General features: G+C 48.6%; 12 protein-coding genes. 9 read left to right on the top strand and 3 right to left on the bottom strand.

Annotation, left to right across the window (positions count from 1 at the left end; translation table 11 throughout):
- Positions 1–2: 2 nt before the first annotated feature.
- A complete protein-coding gene (locus E5987_RS09750) occupies positions 3–2,666 on the bottom strand; it encodes a molybdopterin-containing oxidoreductase family protein (RefSeq protein WP_160335899.1) in 2,664 nt (887 codons plus the stop codon).
- A 401-nt stretch (positions 2,667–3,067) separates the two neighbouring features.
- Between E5987_RS09750 and E5987_RS09745 the strand changes: the two genes are divergently transcribed.
- From E5987_RS09745 to E5987_RS09735, 3 genes are read left to right on the top strand one after another with little or no spacing between them, the layout of a single operon-like run.
- On the top strand, positions 3,068–3,295 hold the full coding sequence (locus E5987_RS09745; RefSeq protein WP_160335898.1) for a helix-turn-helix domain-containing protein: 228 nt from the start codon (positions 3,068–3,070) through the stop codon (positions 3,293–3,295).
- Positions 3,277–3,663: a LysR substrate-binding domain-containing protein gene (locus E5987_RS09740; RefSeq protein WP_160335897.1), complete on the top strand. Its 387-nt coding sequence runs from the start codon at positions 3,277–3,279 to the stop codon at positions 3,661–3,663. Before E5987_RS09745 ends, E5987_RS09740 begins: the two co-directional genes overlap by 19 nt.
- Positions 3,660–4,031, top strand: coding sequence for a type 2 periplasmic-binding domain-containing protein (locus tag E5987_RS09735; protein ID WP_160335896.1), 372 nt, complete (start codon positions 3,660–3,662; stop codon positions 4,029–4,031). The genes E5987_RS09740 and E5987_RS09735 overlap by 4 nt, the downstream gene beginning before the upstream one ends.
- Positions 4,032–4,175: 144 nt before the next feature.
- Here E5987_RS09735 and E5987_RS09730 read toward each other — a convergent pair whose 3' ends face one another.
- Entirely contained in the window at positions 4,176–5,933 is a 1,758-nt protein-coding gene (locus tag E5987_RS09730; RefSeq protein WP_160335895.1) for a flavocytochrome c, read from the bottom strand.
- A gap of 152 nt (positions 5,934–6,085) precedes the next feature.
- On the opposite strand from E5987_RS09730, the gene E5987_RS09725 reads away from it, so the two are divergent.
- The 4 genes from E5987_RS09725 (at position 6,086) to E5987_RS09710 (ending at position 11,183) form a co-directional block, all read left to right on the top strand.
- Complete coding sequence (locus E5987_RS09725; protein WP_160335894.1) at positions 6,086–7,060, top strand: LysR family transcriptional regulator; 975 nt, start codon at positions 6,086–6,088, stop codon at positions 7,058–7,060.
- A 238-nt stretch (positions 7,061–7,298) separates the two neighbouring features.
- Positions 7,299–9,140: a sensor histidine kinase gene (locus E5987_RS09720; RefSeq protein WP_160335893.1), complete on the top strand. Its 1,842-nt coding sequence runs from the start codon at positions 7,299–7,301 to the stop codon at positions 9,138–9,140.
- The gene (locus E5987_RS13335; protein ID WP_160335892.1) at positions 9,130–9,753 is read left to right on the top strand and encodes a response regulator transcription factor; all 624 of its coding nucleotides are present in this window, start codon (positions 9,130–9,132) and stop codon (positions 9,751–9,753) included. Before E5987_RS09720 ends, E5987_RS13335 begins: the two co-directional genes overlap by 11 nt.
- Entirely contained in the window at positions 9,747–11,183 is a 1,437-nt protein-coding gene (locus E5987_RS09710) for an FAD-dependent oxidoreductase (protein ID WP_160335891.1), read from the top strand. The genes E5987_RS13335 and E5987_RS09710 overlap by 7 nt, the downstream gene beginning before the upstream one ends.
- Before the next feature lie 58 nt (positions 11,184–11,241).
- Here the strand turns inward: E5987_RS09710 and E5987_RS09705 are convergent, their stop codons facing one another.
- Positions 11,242–13,134 (bottom strand): flavocytochrome c, encoded by a 1,893-nt coding sequence (locus E5987_RS09705; RefSeq protein WP_160335890.1) that lies wholly within the window; start codon positions 13,132–13,134, stop codon positions 11,242–11,244.
- A gap of 300 nt (positions 13,135–13,434) precedes the next feature.
- Between E5987_RS09705 and E5987_RS09700 the strand changes: the two genes are divergently transcribed.
- Together E5987_RS09700 and E5987_RS09695 are read left to right on the top strand one after the other, a co-directional pair.
- Entirely contained in the window at positions 13,435–13,851 is a 417-nt protein-coding gene (locus E5987_RS09700) for a MerR family transcriptional regulator (RefSeq protein ID WP_160335889.1), read from the top strand.
- Positions 13,844–14,388, top strand: a 545-nt coding sequence (locus E5987_RS09695; protein ID WP_202074613.1) for a VIT domain-containing protein, incomplete at its 3' end; no start/stop codon positions are given. The genes E5987_RS09700 and E5987_RS09695, both read left to right, overlap by 8 nt.

The raw sequence follows: 14,388 nt of genomic DNA, 5'->3' as shown, positions 1-14,388 counted from the left end.
TTTTATCCTTCGATTTTCGGTGTGTTGTCAGACGGGCTGGGCATCCAGACTTTGAACTGTTCAGGTTTGGTCCATACGCCTTCGGGGCCTTTGTCGGCTTTGGAGATGCGGACTTGGTAGCCGCGCAGCGTATATGTGCCGACCATATCGTTAAACGGAGCCGTGTTCTTGGAGAGCACGTTGACGTTGGCTTCCTTCCAGCCGTGTGTGTCAGACGAGAGTTTTTCCGGGAACCAGAAGCGTTCCATGTAGAGAACGCCCGGGTTGATGCCTTCGGTCAGTCTTGCTTTGCCTTGAGTTTTGCCGCGTTTGGATTCAATCCAAGTCCAGTCGCCCTGCTGAATACCGTACTTCGCAGCGGTTTCCGGATTGATCCAGACTTCGGGAACCGGGTAGATTTCGCGCAGATACGGAATGTTTCTGAGCGTGCTGTGGTGGTACATAGGCAGACGGCCGTTGGTCATTACGAGCGGATATTCCTTAGCGATTTCACGGTTGGGACTTTCATACGGCTCAAGGAAGTAAGGCAGCGGATCGTAATCCTTTTCTACCGGATCAAGTTTCTGCTGCGCGTAGGGTGCGCCGGTGCGGCCCATGGTGATGAAGCGGTCCGCGTAGAGTTCAAGTTTCTTGGAAGCGGTGCCGAAGCCCACCGGAAGACCGGTCTTCGGATTGATCTTCTTATAGACGTAGTAGCTGTTCCACTTGTCGTACGGCATTGCTTCGATAAAGCCTTTTTTCTTGAGTTCCGCGAATGTGATGCCAAGCGGTTTGAGTTTCAGATCGAGGATCTGATCCATGGAATCCCACTGCGGGAGATCCGCACCCATGAATTCCGGATCAAAGGATTTGCGGCAGACTTCATGGCCTAATTCGCCGCAGCGCTTGAGGATCTTGGACCAAATGACCGTTTCATGCCGAGTTTCCCAAGTGTGTACGACTGCCTGACGAGCCCAAACGGTGTTGAGCGACTCTGCGAGGAAGTCGGTTTCGAGCCATTCGGTTGTCGGAAGCAGCATATCCGCGTACATCGAGAATGAGGTCGGATAGTTAAACATATGAACGATGAAGTCCACGTGCTTTGTGGCTTCCGCCCAAGAACCCGCATCGCCGACGACGCCGAGCTTATTGCCGGAGCGTTCAAGCCAGACTTTGATCGGATAGGGTTTGCCAGTCATAATGGCTTCCTGGATTCTTGTCGGCTGGGCGGCGTCCCAAGAGAGCAGGCCTTTGAATTCAACACCGCCCAGGCGTTTGGCAAGCTGTCCCGGAGGCAGCAGGCGCTCGCAGCGAGAAACCAGGCTGTTCTTCGGAGGAACGGCAAGCGGATTGCGGTTCATGAGTGTACCCGGTTTTTCCACGTATCCCATCAAAGCGTTGAGGATAACCGCGCCCATCGCGGCCTGCACGGAGTTCGGGTTCTGGTCGGTGGCAACGCCCAAAGAGATGCCGCCGGGGCCTTCAGCGTAAATCTTGATCGCTTCTTCGATTTTTTCAGGTTTAAGCCAGCAGGTTTCTCCGGCTTTTTCAAGTGTCCACGGTTCAGCGCGTTCCTTGAGCAGGCGGAAGCCGGTCTTGTATGTTTGTCCGTTATAGGAGAATTCTCCGTCTAAAACCGGATCAAGCGCGTCATTGAAAGGATAGGGAAGCGGCTGAGGCTGATTGGTCTTTGCGTCCCAAACCACGAAATCTTCTTTTTTACCGTCTTTGAAGAGTTCGTTCGCTTTGACGGTCATCTGAGTCTTTGTGTTGACGAGATAAGGCAGGTTAGTCCATCTGAGCACAAAGTCTTTATCAAAGAGGTTATGCGCAATGATGTAGCGGACCCAGGCAAGCTGCAGTGCGACGTCGGTACCCGGACGAATCGGAAGCCAGACATCGGCTTTAGCCGCGCTCGGCGCAAATCTCGGGTCGATAGAGATTGTCTTAACGCCTTTGGCGCGGAGATTTGCAAGCGCGTGGCCGCCGCCCGCGGGACAGCTGTATGAGACGTCTGTGCCCCACAGGACGATGTTTTTCATCGGTGTGTTTTTGTTATAGATTTCGAGCGCGCATTCGTCGGCGATCGAGGTGGACGGTCCGCCGTACATCATGCCGAAGGCCAAGGTTCTCGGCAGGAAGCACTGAGCGCAGCCCGGTTCGTACCAGTTCGGCGTACCGAAGATATTGCAGAAACGCGCGATCATTCTAAAGTGCGGGTTACCGCCGCCGCCCGTGGAGGCCATAACGGACTCGGCGCCGTACTTTTCTCTGGCTTCCATCATCTTGTGCGCGATGATATCGATCGCTTCATCCCAGCTGATGCGTTTCCATTTGTTTTCGCCGCGTTTGCCGACGCGGATCATCGGGTACTTGTTGCGGTCCGGATGGTAAAGCGCGTTGATGCCGGAAAGACCTTTTGCGCAAAGCGTGCCGTCGCTCATCGGATAGTTCGGATCGCCTTCGATTTTGACAACCCGGCCGTTGCGAACATGCGCGCGGACGCCGCAGTTATGGATACAGGCTCGGCATGTCGTCGTGATGATCTGAGTGTCATCTTTCGGAGCGGCGTTCTTTTGCGCAGAACCTTCGCCCGCGGCAAAAGCTTTTAACGGAGAAGCTGCAGCGGCTCCGGCAGCGGCGGCTGCTTTGACGAAACTTCTGCGGCTGATTTCGGATAGTTTCATAAAATCACTCCTGAGGTGAGATTGAGTGGGATAAAGAGAATTCGGACAATAATTCCCCTGTTCGGATGTTTTTAAGGCATCCGATTGAGAAAAGCGGTTAATTGATTTTTAGGACCGGGCTTCAGTCTTTATGCAGGACGATTAACTTTGGTCCCTGATCTGTATTTGAGTGTCGATATTCATGATGGGGTCTCTTTTCTTGGAATCTGATAAATCTATTGTGACCTGCTTCACAAACTCCAGACATGCGGTTTTTATTTGTCAGCCTTCAAAAATTACAATATCTTTTGTATTCAATAAGATATATTTATAAATTCAGTGTTTTTGGGACAAATTAGATTGATCGCACAGTTATTTGACTATAGGATTAATCCTATCGACTCCATCCCACACCCGACGATATGAAGCAAAAGGATAATTTGCTTGCCTGGCGCGCACTTGCCGTGACCGTAGAGACAGGCAACATCACACAGACTGCGCTGCTTTTGGATTTGGACAGCGCGAAGGTCTCGAGGCTGATTGCCGGATTAGAAAAGAGATTGGTTTTGAGCTTTTTGTTAAAAACCGCAGACCCTTTATCCCGACGGATCGATGCCGGCAGATTCTCCCGATGGTGCTTCCGCTATTAGACGGGTTCAGCAGGCTTGATGAGTTCTGCGCGGGGACGGCGCAGAAGATACTGATTCGGTTTTCTGCGCCCGTGGAGATGACTCAGCAGTTTTATTCTCAGGAGCTTCTTCAGTATTCTCATTTGAACCCGCGGATTCAGTTTTCCATGCTCCCCGAGATGACGGTTCGCGAGCTTTTAGCGGGTGACTCGGATGTCGCGGTGGTGAACCAGTCGCCCGCGGATCAGTCAGAGATTGTCGCGCGTCATGTCGTTTCCAACTCTACGCCGGTGTTTGCGTCTCCGCAGTACTTGGAGGCTCATGGTGTTCCGCGCACGCCGGAAGATTTAAGCCGGCACGTCGGTCTCCCAACAATGCGCCGACAATGATTTTGTATCGGGACGGCGTCGCGAGCAATATTATTCACTGGCAGAACATTTATCTCAGTCACGATCAGTTTCTGATCAGAAACATGGTGTTGAATCATCAAGGCATTACGCCGGACCTCTATCTGGGACATGTGGTGGAAGAGCTCAGACAGGGGAAGATCGTTCCGATTCTTCCCGGCTGGGAGCGGCAGAACTGGAATATGCACATTTTGGCCAGACGAGACCGTTATTTGTCGGACCCTGTGATTCGTGATTTTGTGAACTGGTTTTCTCAGGTAGAGAACAAGCAGTGTGTTGAACGGATTATGCAGGCAAGAAGCGCGATAGAAGAGGCAAGAGCCAAGGGGCTCGCGGAGAATTATGAGTGAGACGGCGGATTCTCTTTGGATAAAAGATCGGTTTTATGCGCATGGAACACGCATTTGATGAGTGAACTGATCACTATCAGCGCCGAAAGCGCTTTTAAAGAATCGAAAAGCCGCCGGTGAGGGCGGCTTTAGAGAGGATTTAAATTACTTTAGCGCGGATTGTCCGGAGATCCTTCCGTAAACCATCGCATCGGCAATACCGTTTCCGCCGACACGGTTTGATCCGTGTACGCCTCCGGTGACTTCACCGGCAGCAAACAGACCCGGAATGACCTTACCGTTTTTATCCAGCACTTGGGCATTCGTATTAATTTGGATGCCGCCCATCGTATGGTGGACCGCAGGCACCATCGGTGTGGCGTAATAAGGGCCTTCAGTCATCGGCTGATCGTCTTTGGTGGATTTCTTAAAGCCGAAGCTGTCTTCTTTGACTTTGCCAGTTACAGCATCGTTGTAGCTTTGGATAGCGGCTTTAAGTTTCTTAGGATCCATACCGGTCTTTGAGGCAAGCTCTTCAACCGTATTACCGGAGAATGCCTGTCCGAGTTTGATCATTTCGCCGATGGTCAGATTCTTGGACTGATAGTCAAGGCTCGGGTATTTCACATGGTTGGAAACAATCCAGTATTTTCCGCCTTCCTTGAAAATAGCCTTGCAGAGTGTGTCGCGGGCGGCGTCTTCGTTAACGAAACGATCTCCCTGCGGAGTCAGAAAGATGCGGTTTCTTCCGCTTGGCCAGCTGGACATAATGCCGGTCTTGGGCGTGCCGCCCGGATGCAGCTGAATGTCGTCGAGATCGATAATGTTGGCGCCAACCTGCTCTGCGAGTTTAAGACCGTCGCCTTGGGATGCTTTGAAATTGTTTGTGCACGGAATGTCCTTATCGAGTTTGACTTCTTTCCATACGCCGGTGTTTTTAGCCTGTCTGAAGTCGACGTTGGAGCCGAATCCGCCGGTCGCAATGATGACACCCTTAGAAGCAAAGAACTTTACTGTTTTGCCGTCATTTTTGCCTTCGACTCCGATGACTCGACCTTGTTCGTCCTTAATGAGACTTACGGCCTGAGTGTCGGTAAATACCTTAACTTTATCCGGATAAGCTTTGATAAAGCGGCTCAGTGCATTGACGTAGCCGAATCCGCCTCCCTGAGCTGCATGTCCGCGCTGGTAGAGACCACCGACAATCGTATGGACTTTAGGGCCGAAACCGAGGCCTTTGCCTTCAAGCCAGTGCATGGTTCCCGGCGCTTCTTCTACCAGGCGTTTGGCGAGTTCGGGATTATTCTTGTTGTGGCCTCCGCGCATAGTGTCCTGGTAATGTTTCTCGATACTGTCGGTGACGCCCTGGCGATTTTGACGTTCCGGGTCAACGGCGTTGTATCCGCCGCCCGACACTGCGGTCGATCCGCCAAGGTAGCCTAATTTCTCAACGATGACGGCAGTGCCGCCGGCTTCAATGACTGAAGCGGCTGCCGCGAGGCCTGCGCCGCCTCCTCCAACGATTACAACTTCAGACTTATAGGAATCGTTCAGCGGAGCTTTGGCGATTTTGGACTGGAATTTAGAAAGATCGGCTCCGGCCTGTTCAAGATTTTTTTTGACTGCGTACTTCAGCGCCATACTGGTGACAGAGGCGCCCGTGATGTTGTCCACATTGACGGTCTGATTACGGATCATTTTTTTGGAGAGATCCGCGATCGCGAATTTACCGACTCCGCTGCTTTCACGGCTATCGGTCAGGATGTTTGCGATTTTGCCGTCCTTCATAATGACATCAACGGTCATCGGTGCATTGTGCGCCTGCACGGTGTATGAGAAAACCTTATTGGCTTCTGCGTTAACAGAGCCTGCCGCGAGCAGCGCAGCAACAGCCGCAGTTAATTGAAACGCTTTTGAGTTCATTGATTTCTCCTTGGCTTCAAGTGAATTAGAGGTTGGAAAAATTTTATGAAGTTTGCGGAATTTGTTTTTTTAAAAACGACTGTTTTCGGATGATATTGATAAAATCATCAATATAAATTGATAATTAAATCAATCTCCATTGGGAAGACGAAATGAAGGCTTGTGATCAGATTGACAGCTGGAAACTTTTTATCGCGCTCACTCAGTTAGGCAGTATTCAGAAGGCGGCAGAACGCTGTCAATGTGATTCTGCGGAAATATCACGCAAATTATCAAAGCTTGAGAAGGAACTGAAGTTTCCTCTTTTAGACCGCAGTTCGCGGCCGTTTCGTCTGACGCAGGCAGGAGCTGAGATTCTGCCGTTGGTTGAGGATATGCTGGATCGGCACGCTGAGATTCTGGAAATTGCGGAGCAGAAGACGGACAAGGATAGGGCGGTCATCAGAATGATGATTCCGGATACTTTTGCAAAAATTTCTCATTCGCTATTTTTTGAATACTCGAAGTATTTTTCGGGACATAGGATCCAGGCGATCTGTCCGGTTAATACGGAAAACTTCAGAAGAGGAGCCGCGGACATTGCGGCCGTGACGGGCAATGTGAATATGCCGGAGGCTGTGCTGATTCCTCGCGGCAGGATGCTTTTCATACCGGCCGCATCTCCGAAGTTCCTGAAGAAATACGGCCGGATTGATGATCCCTCGAGGCTTGCGGAAGTTCCGGTCGGTCATACCTTTGCCGGCGACAGAAATTCCTTTACGCCGTTCAACAGTCTCATCCGAGGAGGAGAGCGGCGGAGCATCACTCTGAATATGCCGATTCAGTGGACGAGTATGAGTTTGATTTATGAAGCGGTACTTGCCGGTGATTGTGTTTCTCCCGGTTTTCCGTTGTTTTACATCATTGATGATTTGAAGGCAGGGCGTTTGGTTCCAATTCTTGACGGCTGGCATCGTGCGTCGCAGGTGAACTATTTAGCGTGTCATCGCTCGCGATGGAATGTTTCATATGTACGCATCTTTATGAACTGGTTTGCGGAGAAATTTGCTGAAAAAGAAGCCGGGTACGAGAAAGACTTTGCGGATTTATTTGGCGAAGAGCTTTTGCACGAGTACATGACTTCCTAAACGGAATGTTTTTTGGTTCAGGCGTGTGCAGCCGAAGAATTAGAGGTCATGTGATGGGAGGTAGCGTAAGTTCTGTCATCCGAACTATCTTCTTGACACCGGTGCCCTGACTTCTCTCTCGAAAAATCTCATAATCGCTTCGCAGAAGATATTAATTGTTCTGGTGTCCAACCGATTGTTTTAATGAGTTTGAAATTTTATAGAATAAGACTGACCTCAGAAAATCCACTAAATCTCAATGGAAACCGCGTTTGAAAGAACGAAGCACTTTAAAAGCCGTCGTTTGACGCTGCTAAAGACGGTGTGCGCTTTTGTGCTGGCTTTTTTGTTCACGTTTTTTCAGCTGCTTTGTGTACCTGCTAATGCCAAGAACCAAGAAACTGTAATAAAACTCGGTATTCTCAATACCATTGATCCGTGGTTCTTCGTTTGGAGCTTTGGTGATTCTATTGAACACCTCAGAAAAGATAACCCTAATTTGAAGATCGAAAGCCGAGAGCTGTCGTTTTCAGAACTTCAAAAGGCTATTGAAGCAAAAGAATTGGATTTTTTTATCGCGCCTAGCGGATTTTTTGCTTTTGTGTCTGAGTCTGCCGGGGCGGCTCAGTTGGCGACCTTTCACAGAGAGCTCGCTGCAGATCCGGGAAAGTCGGTTGGTTCTGTCTTTGTGAAGCGGGCCGGAGATGAGCGCTATAAAAAACTGGCAGACCTCACGCATGCAAGAATATCCGCAACAGATTCCAACTCTTTTGAAGGCTGGATCATCGCAATCGGGGAGCTGAGAAAACAGGGGTTGGATATTGAAAGAATTATCAGGAATGCAGTCTTTACCGGCTATGGGCTTCCCGATGTTCTGACTTTTTTATTAAACGGATCGACCGATGTTGGTGTATTAAAGGCCTGTGAGCTTGAGCATCTGATCGATGAAGGAACCATTAAACAAGATGATTTTGAAGTCATTGGTGAAAAGACGACTTCGGAATTGAAGTGCCGGGTTTCGACTAATCTTTATCCGGATGTCGTTTTTGCTTCTCTTCCAAAAGCGCCGTCTGCCTTAGTGAAGGCGTTCTCCGTCTCGCTTCTTACAATGCCAAAAGTTGGCGACGGAACGTGGGGATTTGCGAGCGACTTCAGTACGGTTCACGAACTCTACAGAACTCTAAGGCTTGGTCCGTATGAATATCTCCGACATTTGACGCCGACAGCGCTGCTTTATGAATACCGATATGTCTTTTACGGATTCCTTGCTCTTTTGCTTCTTGCACTGTTCTACATATATGCGGTGAATAAATTAGTAAGGAGGAGAACGAAAGCGCTTCAGGTTGCGCTAGAGAAGAAAGAGAGGGCTCAGGAAGAAGCAAGAAATGTTCAGGAGAGATTGTTTCAATTGGAAAAGGCAGGCATTGTGCAGGAGCTCTCGGCAATGTTTGCACATCAGCCTATAGCGTCTCTGATTAACTATTCAGAAGGCCTGAAAATGTACTTTTCTCAAAATAAGGAGAAAGAGGATTCGACCGTATCTGAAGCATTAGAGGAAATGTCCGCTCAGGCAGAAAGACTTTCTCAGATCATAAATCGAGTGAGACGTTACGCGAGGAAAGAAAAAAGGCTGCTGTCGCCAGTGAAATTGAATGAAGTCGCAGAAACAGCGCTTAATCACGTCGTTAAAACGAGAGGGGCTTCTAAAATTGACTTCAGGATTAAGGCTGAAGAAGATGCGTACGCACTGGCAGATTCCCTAGAGATTGAATTGGTGCTGGTTAATTTTCTGAAGAATTCAATAGCGGCACTCAACGATAAGAACGGAGCGAGAGTTGAAATCCAAATTGGCAGGCAGGGTGTCTTTTGGAAAATGTCGGTTTTAGACAATGGAAAATTTGTCTCTGCCGATGAATTCGAAAAACTCTCTCAGCCTATTCGCAGCAGAAAAGAGAATGGTTTAGGCATGGGGCTTTCTATCTGTAAGGTGATTGCCGAAAATCATGGCGGAAAAATAATGTTTGAAAGAAGGTCGTCCGGAGGACTGATCGCTTCAATTCTCCTGCCGCAGTTAAATGAAGGTAAGCAAAATGGAAACTAAAGACAATCAGCCGTTGGTTCGTATTGTTGACGACGAAGAAACGATTAGAAAATCTGAAGAATTTATTCTGAAAATTGCCGGAATTGACAGCGTTTCCTATTCAAGTGCGGAAGATTTCCTCAGCCGCGCAGATTTAGAACGACCGGGATGCATCGTTGCGGATCTGCGTATGGACGGAATGGATGGGTTGGAAATGATGGATGAGATGAAGCGACGCGGGTTTGATCTTCCAATTGTTTTTTTAACAGGGCACGGAACTGTTGAGGCTGCAGTTTTTGCTTTGAAAGGCGGCGCTTGTGACTTCCTTCAGAAACCAGTCAAGCCGGAGATCCTTCAGGAAATTGTCAGAAAACTGATTCAGAAGAATATTGATGATCGTCGTCTAAGCCAGTACCGAGAACAGAAAAAAGAGCGTTATCAAGAATTGACTGAGCGAGAAAAGCAGATTTTTGAGCTCGTCGCGCAAGACAAAATGAATAAGCAGATCGCTATGGAATTAGGAATCGCCGAGCATACCGTAAAGATTCATCGGGCCAATGCGCTTAGAAAACTTGGCATAAGAACAGCGATTGAGGCTCATAATTTTCTTAAGGAACTGTCATACTCATGCTGAGAAGAAATATCCTAGGCTCTCTTGCTGCATTGCCGTCCATGGCGTACGCCTTTGACTTAAAGAAAATATTAGATGCCGGCAGGAGTTCTTATGACGTTATTGTTGTTGGTGCCGGAGCCGCTGGATTAAGTGCCGCAGTCGAAGCGGCTAACACCGGAGCCAGTGTTCTGGTCCTTGAGAAGGCACCGGATATCGGAGGAAATACGCTGATATCAGGAGGCTTTTATAGTTCTGTTGATAGAAAACTGCAAGAGCCGTTGGGCATCAATGACAGTGAGGAACTGTTTTTTGAGCAGACATACGAGTACGGCGGTTCAATTGCTGATAAGAAACTTGTTGAGCACTTGGTAAAGAATGCCGAAAACTCTCTTCAGTGGCTTGAGAGTTTGGGGATGCATTTCCAGCCTAGAGTTTTTGAGCTGTATGGAGCTCATTGGCCGCGAAGTCACATACCGGTCCTTCCGCTTGGTCAGGGATATATTCGAACACTTTCTTCAGCCGCTCTTGATCGGGGTGTGGAAATAAAGACAAGATGTTCTGTTGATGAACTGATTGTAGAGAGCGGCCGTATAAAAGGAGTGGCGGCCGCAACGGATAATGGAAGAAAATTTTATTTCTGCAGAAAAGGGGTTGTTCTGGCTTCCGGCAGTTTTGCTGCTAACTCTCAGCTCGTAGAGAGATTCGCACCGAAGCTTGCAAAACTCACAACCAACAACACTCCATACAGCACCGGAGAAGCAATGATGGCAGCTAATAAAATCGGCGCTGATCTGGTAGATATGGAATTCATCCAGTGTCTTCCTGGCTGTCCCCCAGGAAAGAAGCATCGAGTCCGCTTCCACAACGACGTCTCAAACTTCGTATTGGTCAATCATGAAGGGAAACGCTTTATCAATGAAGATGCTTCTAGAGATGATCTTCGAGATGCCGTTCTTAGTCTTCCTGAGCGATATGCCTTTTCGATTATCGATGGTCAGGGTTTCCGCAAAAGCGGAATACTGGTTCAAAAAGAAGCGGTTATAGCCAGAGAAGCCGGAGAGGCTTGGAACGCTTCATCAATTGAAGAATTAGCCGTCAAAATAGGCGTTCCGCCCTCAAATTTGGTAAGCACGATTCAAAGCTATAACGACGGAGTTTTAAAGAAACAGGACTCTCTGGGTAAGAAAATAACTCCCCTTACGCTTTGCCTGAAAGAACCGCCGTTTTGGGCTTGTTTTGCCAGTATGACGATCCATTACACAGAGGGCGGGCTAAGAATTGATGAAAAAGCCAGATGCTTAGATAAAGCAGGAAAGCCCATAATCGGCCTCTATGCGGCAGGAGCCGTCACCGGAGGCGTTCACGGCAGGAATCGTCTGGGCGGTAACGGTCTTGCGGAAGCCATTGTATTTGGCCGTACTGCAGGAAAAAGCGCGGTAGAGCGCATATAAAACAGAAACCGCCTCAAGAAGATAAACTCCTTGAGGCGGATCGGGTTAGCCGGATGTTTTACTTAACGAAGTTAAGTGCTGCGATTCTGCCGAATACCAGTGCGTCCGGTACCGCATTGCAGCCGACTCGGTTGGTTCCGTGGATTCCGCCCGTAACTTCGCCGGCAGCATAGAGTCCGGGGATGACATTTCCGGCTTCATTCAGGACCTGAGCTTTTTTGTTGATTGTGACGCCGCCCATCGTATGGTGAACGGACGGAGTCATAAGAGTTGCGTAGTAAGGTCCGCCTTCATCGAGTCTGTGGTCATCCATGCAAGTCGGACGGCCCATTTCGTCACCGGTTCCTTTCTTGCAGAATTCGTTCCAGCGCTTGACGGTTTCGACTAAATTCTTGCCATTGATGCCGGCCTTTTGAGCAAGTTCTTCAAGTGTGTCCGCTTTATAGGATTTGCCGGATTTAAGAATGTCAGCGACTTTAACTCCGTATGCATTGCGGCCGTCCTTGTCGACAAGGGCTCTCTTTGCAGAGGAAATCACATAGAAAACACCGCCTTCCTGAGCAAGATTGGCTTTTGCAAGAACGTCACGTCTTTCAGACTCGTTGACATAGCGTTTGCCGTTCTTGTTGGCATAGATACAGGAGTTTTCTCCAAGTTTGAAGCTTGTGGCGCCGGTAGTCGGGTCGCCGGCCGGGAACAGCTGGATCCAGCCCATTTGAGTTAAGCTGGCGCCGGCTTTTTTGGCCAGACTAATACCGTCGCCTGTGGCTGAAGGCAGGTTGGTAGTCGGTGTGGTTTCGCCGAGTTTCTTGCCCCAGAGTTCATCGTATTCATTGCGCATCTTCACATTGGCGCCGAAACCGCCTGTCGTTAAGATGACACCGTCAGCAGCATTTAAAACGTACTTAGTGCCGATCTTGGCCTGAGCCATAACGCCTGCAACGCGGCCGTCTTTGATGATCAGATCGTTAGCTTTTGTACTGAGAAGGATTTGAACAGGGAGGTTCTTGTCTTTGATGTACTGAAGGAATGTGTCTACATAGCCAACACCGGACTTAAAGTTGGCAGCTCTGTTAGAGCGCGGCCAAAGTGCGCCCACGAACTGGTTTGCATTAGGTCTCCATTCAAAGCCGATGCCTTCAAGTTCCTTCATCATGGGCTTGACATTCTGAGTCAGGGTGTAGACAAGCTCAAGATTAGCTTTTCTGTCGCCCGACTTCCATGTCTGGAGCGCATGCAGTTCAGGAGAGTCGAAGAGTTTGTTCGAGCCGGAGGCCGTGTATTCATTCCATTGTTTTTTGAGTTTGTTGATCAGTTCCTGATGAAGAGGATTGAGGGGCTTTTCGGCTAAGATGCCTTCCACAATCTTCTTTTGACCTTCGGTCATTTTGATGTTGTCCTGATTAACGTTGGCGACGTTAAAACAGCCGCCGGAGACAGAAGTGTTTCCGCCCGCAAAACCGTTTTTCTCAAGAAGGACAACTTTCTTTCCAGCCATTGCAGCTGTGACGGCTGCAGACAAGCCTGCGCCGCCCGCTCCGACAATCACGACATCAGCATTTTCAACTTTTATCTCGCTGCTCTGAGGCGCTTTTGCAGCTGCTTTGCCAAATTCTTTAACGTCTAATCCTGCCTGCTTTAAGCAGTCTCTAACGGCAGCTTTGATAGCAAAGCTTGAGAGTGTGGCGCCGGAAATATTGGCAACGTTATAGGACTGATTTTTAACGATGTTGGGCAGAAGCTCTGTTTTTGTCTGGTCTGCGACAGGATGTGTTTCAGACCAATCAAGAATCTTGACATCAGCGATCTTGTTGTCTTTGATTTGAACCTGAACCTTGATTTCACCATTTCTGCCAACTTCACTCGCGGTATATGTGCCGTCTTTTGCGTTAACGGCTGTATAGCTGAGTGCAAGTGCGCATGCAACAGATAGTGCGGTAAATGTTTTCATGTGTTCCTCCTTGGAATAACAATGAATGTATTTTAGGAAGGAGATGAATTTTTATATATTGCATCTTGGTTCTAGCACTTAGGTTCTAGAGCATAAAGAAGAGCAGCTTTTACATTCCGTTGAGGACATATTAGAGCAGGGAGACGAATCAGTTATCGCGCCTGTCGCCGCGCTGATTCTCCTGTATTGCGATACGACCGGTCTTTGCACCATTCTTCTCAAAAAAATCATTGAAATCATTTTATGACACTTAAGTGTCATAAAATGGTGTACAATAAACTCAGTTTTCAAGGAGAGTTTATGTCTGACTCGTTCGAAGTAGAAACCAAATTCAGTATTGAAGACTTGGTTCGACTGACCGGATTAACCAGGCGAACAATCCGTTTTTACGTTCAGAAAGGATTGCTAAAGGGGCCCGAAGGCGAAAAGCGCGGCGCTTATTACACCACTGAACATCTTGAAGAACTTTTGCGGATCAAGCGCCTGCGTGAAAAGCACGTTCCGCTGAAAGAAATCAAGGCAGCAGCGGATGAAGTCGAAGTTAACCCGGATGTAGGAAGGATTTCCGTGTGTTCGCACATCTGTGTCGGCTCCGGTCTGACACTTGTTGTCGATCACAGTGCGGCTCGAATTCAGGGAGAGGAACTGAAAGCTCTGGCCTCAGAAATCGTCGAAATCGTTAAAAACTTAAAGGCAAATGGTGAGAAAAATGATTAGAAGACCCGAAGGAAAAATTAATTCACCGCTTCAAAATGTCGTTTGGAAGGCTGAGATTTCCGGCCCCCTGATGACTTATACATCGATTCAGCATTATCGTAATGACAGCAGTAATCCTGTAGAAATTGTCTACAGTTTCCCGCTTCCCTACGGAAAGAGCGTCATCTCTAAATTCCGTGTCACGATCAACGGAATCACTCGTGAAGCCAAGGTTTACGCCAAAGAGGAATCGAAGGAGCGCTATGAGGACGGGATCGAATCCGGCGATACACCGATTCTGCTTGAGATTACAGAAAAAGATTTCTGCACGGTTTCGCTCGGGAACATTAAGCCCGGAGAGACTGCAAGTGTTGAGCTTGAGTATTTCCGCCTTTTAGAGTGCTGCGACGGTCGTATTCGTTTAACGATTCCGACTGTGATTGACGATCGCTACGCATCGAATTGGCAGGATATTCCGCAAAATGAGCATGAAATCACAACGAATATTTTTGCCGATTACGGCTGTAAGGGCTTTATTCGAGTTAACGGTGAGTATGC

It is taken from the genome of Parasutterella muris (assembly GCF_009767915.1).
Classification (GTDB): Bacteria; Pseudomonadota; Gammaproteobacteria; order Burkholderiales; family Burkholderiaceae_F; genus Parasutterella; species Parasutterella muris.
This window is presented reverse-complemented; position numbering and strand designations above follow the sequence as displayed.

Excerpts from the sequence above, each read along its gene's own strand:
- E5987_RS09725 (WP_160335894.1), top strand. The coding sequence starts at position 6,086 with ATGAAGGCTTGTGATCAGATTGACAGCTGGAAACTTTTTATCGCGCTC.
- E5987_RS09710 (WP_160335891.1), top strand. The coding sequence starts at position 9,747 with ATGCTGAGAAGAAATATCCTAGGCTCTCTTGCTGCATTGCCGTCCATG.
- E5987_RS09720 (WP_160335893.1), top strand. The coding sequence starts at position 7,299 with ATGGAAACCGCGTTTGAAAGAACGAAGCACTTTAAAAGCCGTCGTTTG.
- E5987_RS09745 (WP_160335898.1), top strand. The coding sequence starts at position 3,068 with ATGAAGCAAAAGGATAATTTGCTTGCCTGGCGCGCACTTGCCGTGACC.
- E5987_RS09750 (WP_160335899.1), bottom strand. The coding sequence starts at position 2,666 with ATGAAACTATCCGAAATCAGCCGCAGAAGTTTCGTCAAAGCAGCCGCC.
- E5987_RS09700 (WP_160335889.1), top strand. The coding sequence starts at position 13,435 with ATGTCTGACTCGTTCGAAGTAGAAACCAAATTCAGTATTGAAGACTTG.
- E5987_RS09730 (WP_160335895.1), bottom strand. The coding sequence starts at position 5,933 with ATGAACTCAAAAGCGTTTCAATTAACTGCGGCTGTTGCTGCGCTGCTC.
- E5987_RS09705 (WP_160335890.1), bottom strand. The coding sequence starts at position 13,134 with ATGAAAACATTTACCGCACTATCTGTTGCATGCGCACTTGCACTCAGC.
- E5987_RS13335 (WP_160335892.1), top strand. The coding sequence starts at position 9,130 with ATGGAAACTAAAGACAATCAGCCGTTGGTTCGTATTGTTGACGACGAA.
- E5987_RS09740 (WP_160335897.1), top strand. The coding sequence starts at position 3,277 with ATGGTGCTTCCGCTATTAGACGGGTTCAGCAGGCTTGATGAGTTCTGC.
- E5987_RS09735 (WP_160335896.1), top strand. The coding sequence starts at position 3,660 with ATGATTTTGTATCGGGACGGCGTCGCGAGCAATATTATTCACTGGCAG.